This window comes from Klebsiella sp. Ech2A (assembly GCF_030078455.1).
Taxonomy (GTDB): Bacteria; Pseudomonadota; Gammaproteobacteria; order Enterobacterales; family Enterobacteriaceae; genus Klebsiella; species Klebsiella terrigena.
In genome coordinates this window covers 1-3,820 of sequence record NZ_JAQGFU010000295.1, presented here as the reverse complement: position 1 = coordinate 3,820, position 3,820 = coordinate 1, and the positions used below count along the sequence as shown (strand labels likewise).

4 protein-coding genes and 1 pseudogene are annotated in these 3,820 nt (G+C 61.7%); all 5 read left to right on the top strand.

The annotated features are described in order from the left end of the window. A pseudogene (locus tag PFH44_RS25705) lies at positions 1–297 on the top strand (ABC transporter ATP-binding protein); the annotation flags it as partial. Then, entirely contained in the window at positions 290–919 is a 630-nt protein-coding gene (locus tag PFH44_RS25700; protein WP_283826582.1) for an ABC transporter permease, read from the top strand. The pseudogene PFH44_RS25705 and the gene PFH44_RS25700, both read left to right, overlap by 8 nt. After that, positions 919–1,587 (top strand): ABC transporter permease, encoded by a 669-nt coding sequence (locus PFH44_RS25695; protein WP_041146144.1) that lies wholly within the window; start codon positions 919–921, stop codon positions 1,585–1,587. The genes PFH44_RS25700 and PFH44_RS25695 overlap by 1 nt, the downstream gene beginning before the upstream one ends. A gap of 102 nt (positions 1,588–1,689) precedes the next feature. Continuing rightward, positions 1,690–2,589 (top strand): ABC transporter substrate-binding protein, encoded by a 900-nt coding sequence (locus tag PFH44_RS25690; protein ID WP_045859046.1) that lies wholly within the window; start codon positions 1,690–1,692, stop codon positions 2,587–2,589. Between the two features lie 44 nt (positions 2,590–2,633). Next, the coding region (locus PFH44_RS25685) for an NtaA/DmoA family FMN-dependent monooxygenase (protein ID WP_283826581.1) at positions 2,634–3,820 on the top strand (1,187 nt) is incomplete at its 3' end.

Genomic DNA, 3,820 nt, shown 5'->3' with positions numbered 1-3,820 from the left:
GAGCAGCATACGCCCATCGCCAGCCACCACCCGACCCTCAGCAGCCCGCTGCAGCTGATCCTCGATAGGCACCAGCGCCCGCTGCAGTGGTTCGATCCGCACAGGCGCATCGCGTTGCCCATCACCCAGCCGCTGGCCGCGCTGGACAGCCTGCGCTTTGCCTACAGCGCGCTGCTGGATGCGCCGGGCGGCGTGCTGGTGCACGTCGACGACAGCGGAAAATATCAGGGTACCGTTTCGCACTCGCTGCTCCAGCACGTGCTGGATGGTCTGGTGGAAATTCGCCGCTATGGTTGACTGGCAGTGGATCCTCGACAACCGAATGACGCTCGGCGCGCTGCTGTGGCAGCATACCCAGCTGGTGGCTATCCCGCTCTTTTTTGGCACCCTGATAACGGGGTTACTGATTGGCCTGACCCTGCGCTGGCCGAAAGCCGCGCAGCCGCTGCTCTATCTCTGCGGGATCCTGTTTACGATCCCCTCGCTGGCGCTGTTCATTTTACTGCTGCCGTTCACCGGCCTGTCGCTGACCACCTCGGTCATCGGCCTGACGATCTATTCCCTGCTGATCCTGCTGCGCAATACGCTTGCCGGCATCGAGAAGCTGCCGGCGGCGGTGCTGGAGTCGGCCCGCGCGCTGGGCTACACCCGCGGCTACCGCTTTTTTGACATCGAGCTGCACCTGCTGGCGCCGTCGCTGTTTGCCGGCCTGCGCATCGCCTCCGTCACCCTGGTTGGGCTGGTGACGGTGACCGCGCTGATTGGCCAGGGCGGGCTGGGACAGCTGCTGCTGGCGGGGTTTAACCAGGATTTTATTACTCCTGTCATTGTCAGCCTGGCGTTGAGCCTCGCGCTGTCGCTGTTATTTGACTCGCTGATCGCCCGCGTTGGCTATTGGCTTACGCCCTGGACGCGCTGATGGATATCCTACAGGCAACGCTGGGCTGGTTTTTGCAGCCCGAACACTGGCTCAGCGACGGCGGTATTCTGGTGCGCCTGCGGGAGCATATTTACTACGTGACGCTGAGCATGCTGATCGCCTCCGCCATTGCTCTGCCCACGGGAATTGCGCTCGGCTACTGGCGCAAAGGCGCCTTCGTGATCATTAACTTATTTAATATCGGCAGGGCAGTTCCGGCGCTGGGATTAATTCTGCTGTGCATTCTGCTGTTTGGTTTTAACGATATTCCGCTCTTCGCCGCGCTGGTCGCCATGTCCGTTCCGCCGATTCTGACCAACGCCTGGGTCGGGATCTATCACGCCGACCGCCAGCTGTGCGATGCGGCGAAGGCGCTGGGCATGACGCCGCTGCAAAGCCTTTGGCAGCTGCGGATCCCGCTGGCCGCACCGCTTATTTTCGCCGGAATGCGTACCGCGCTGGTACAGCTTATCGCCACCGCCGTCGTCGCGGCCTATGCGGGCCTCGGCGGCCTCGGCCGCTTTCTGATTGACGGGCTCGGCCAGCGCGATATTCCGCAGGTGATCGCCGGCTCGCTGGTGGTCTCCCTGCTGGCCATCGGCAGCGAGCTGCTCTTTTCACTGATTGACCGACGCTTCACCCATACCATCGGCACTCCGGAGTATTAGTTTTTATCCCCCATCGCCGCGGCCCGAATATCTCACGCGGGCGGCAGCGTACCCGTGGCTGACTTAGCGCATCACGGATATTTATTCACCTAGCGAGGCACTATGCACAATATATTAGCTTTCCCTTTTCACCGTCGCCGTTTTCGCCTGTCACTATTAGCCGTCGGGTTACTCGGCTTAAGCTTTAGCTCATTAGCGGAAAGCGTCACGATCGGCGGCGCTAATTTCACCGAGAGCTCTATTCTCGCTAATATTTACGCCAGCGCGCTGAAGAAAAATAATATTGCGGTCAGCACCCGACTTAATCTCGGCAACCGCGAGATTATTATTCCGGCATTAAAGAGCGGCGAAATTGATATTGTGCCGGAGTATCTTGGCGCCCTGCTTAACTACTACGACGGTAAAACCCTGGCCACCAGCCAGAGCGACGTCAGCGCCGAGCTGGCTAAGGTTCTGCCCGCCGACTTCACGCTGCTGACGCCTTCCCCGGCGACCTCAATTACCGCGTGGGCGGTTCGCGCCGACACGGCGAAAAAGTACGGCCTGAGCAAGCTCTCCGATCTGCAGCCCATTGCTCATCAGTTGACCATCGGCGGGCCGCCGGAGCTGGCGGTGCGCGCGCTCGGCCTGCCGGGGCTTAAGCGCGTCTACGGCCTCGAATTTAAGGCGGTAAAATCCCTCGATATGGGCGGGCCGCTGACTCGCCTGGCGCTCAACTCCGGCAAAATCGACGTCGCGACGGTTATCTCCACCCAGGGCAACCTGGCGAAAGAGGACTGGGTGGTGCTGGACGACGATAAGCACGAGCAGCCGAGCCAGAACGTGGTGCCGCTGGTGCGCAAAGCCAGCCTGACGCCGACGGTGAGCAAGGTGCTGAACGACGTCTCCGGCAAGCTGAACAACGCCACCCTGATTGAACTCAACCAGCAGGTCGATCTGCAGCATAAAGATCCGGCCGCCGTGGCGGAAGCGTGGGTCAACGACCATCTGGCAAACCGCTAACCTCTCCTCGCCAGGGATCGGCAATAACCGCAAACGAGCCGCACATGTCTGAAAATCATATGATTCTGAACCTGTTTTTCTTTAATCCGCAGGGGGATTACCGCTTCTCATGGCGCCATCCTCAGGCGCCGGGCAAAGAAATTTTTACCCTCGGCTACTACGCGGAGCTGGCGAAGAAAGCCGAGGCCGCCACCCTTGACGCCATCTTCATCGCCGACCATATCTCGATCTGGGATACGGTACCCAGCGGCCTTACCCACTACGCCAACGCGCGGCTGGAGCCCATCACCCTGCTCGCCGCCCTCGCCGCCGTGACCGAGCATATCGGCCTGATGGGCACCGCCTCCACCTCCTACAACGAACCCTACAACCTCGCCCGCTATTTTGCCTCGCTGGACTTTCTCAGCGGCGGCCGGGCGAGCTGGAACGTAGTCACCTCGTGGCTGGAAGAGGAAGCGGCGAACTTCGGCCTCGACCGGCTGCCGCAGCACGGCAACCGCTACCAGCGCGCCGGGGAGTTTATCGATGTCGTCACCCGGCTTTGGGACTCCTGGGAGGATGATGCGGTGCTGTATGACAAAACGAGCGGCCTGTTTGCCGACGCGCCTAAGGTGCACCACCTCAACCATCGCGGCGAGTTCTTTAACGTCCGCGGGCCGCTCAACGTCCCGCGCCCGCCGCAGGGTCATCCGGTGCTGGTCCAGGCGGGGTCTTCCGAGGCGGGGAAAAACCTCGCCGCGGCGTGGTCAGATATGCACTTCGTGTTTATTCAATCCATTGCCGAGGGGCTGGCCTATCGCCAGGAGATGAATCAGCGGCTGCGGGACTACGGGCGCGATCCGGCGCACTTTAAAATCATCGCCGGCGTTCTGCCCGTGGTGGTCAATTCCGACGCCGAGAAGGAGGAGCGCCAGCGGCTGAACGAGCGTTTGATGAGCGACCAGATGGCGATAGACCTGCTCTCCTCCTACCTGCGGATGGATTTAAGCGCCCACTCGCCGGACCAGCCCCTGCCGCCGCTGCCGGACGAGGCGACGTTTGACGGCATCCGCACCGCACTGCGGCTTATCCGCCACTACGATCCCAGCCTGACCGTACTGCAGCTGGGGCGCCTGCTGCTGCAAAGCTCCGACAGCTGGCTGCTGATCGGCAGCGCGGAAGAGGTCGCCGACGCGCTAACCGCCACCTGGCGCGCCGGAGCGGCGGACGGGTTTAACCTGATGTTCCCCCT

Bases quoted from the DNA above. Each gene is read 5' to 3' on its own strand.
- PFH44_RS25700 (WP_283826582.1), top strand. From the start codon at position 290: ATGGTTGACTGGCAGTGGATCCTCGACAACCGAATGACGCTCGGCGCG.
- PFH44_RS25695 (WP_041146144.1), top strand. From the start codon at position 919: ATGGATATCCTACAGGCAACGCTGGGCTGGTTTTTGCAGCCCGAACAC.
- PFH44_RS25690 (WP_045859046.1), top strand. From the start codon at position 1,690: ATGCACAATATATTAGCTTTCCCTTTTCACCGTCGCCGTTTTCGCCTG.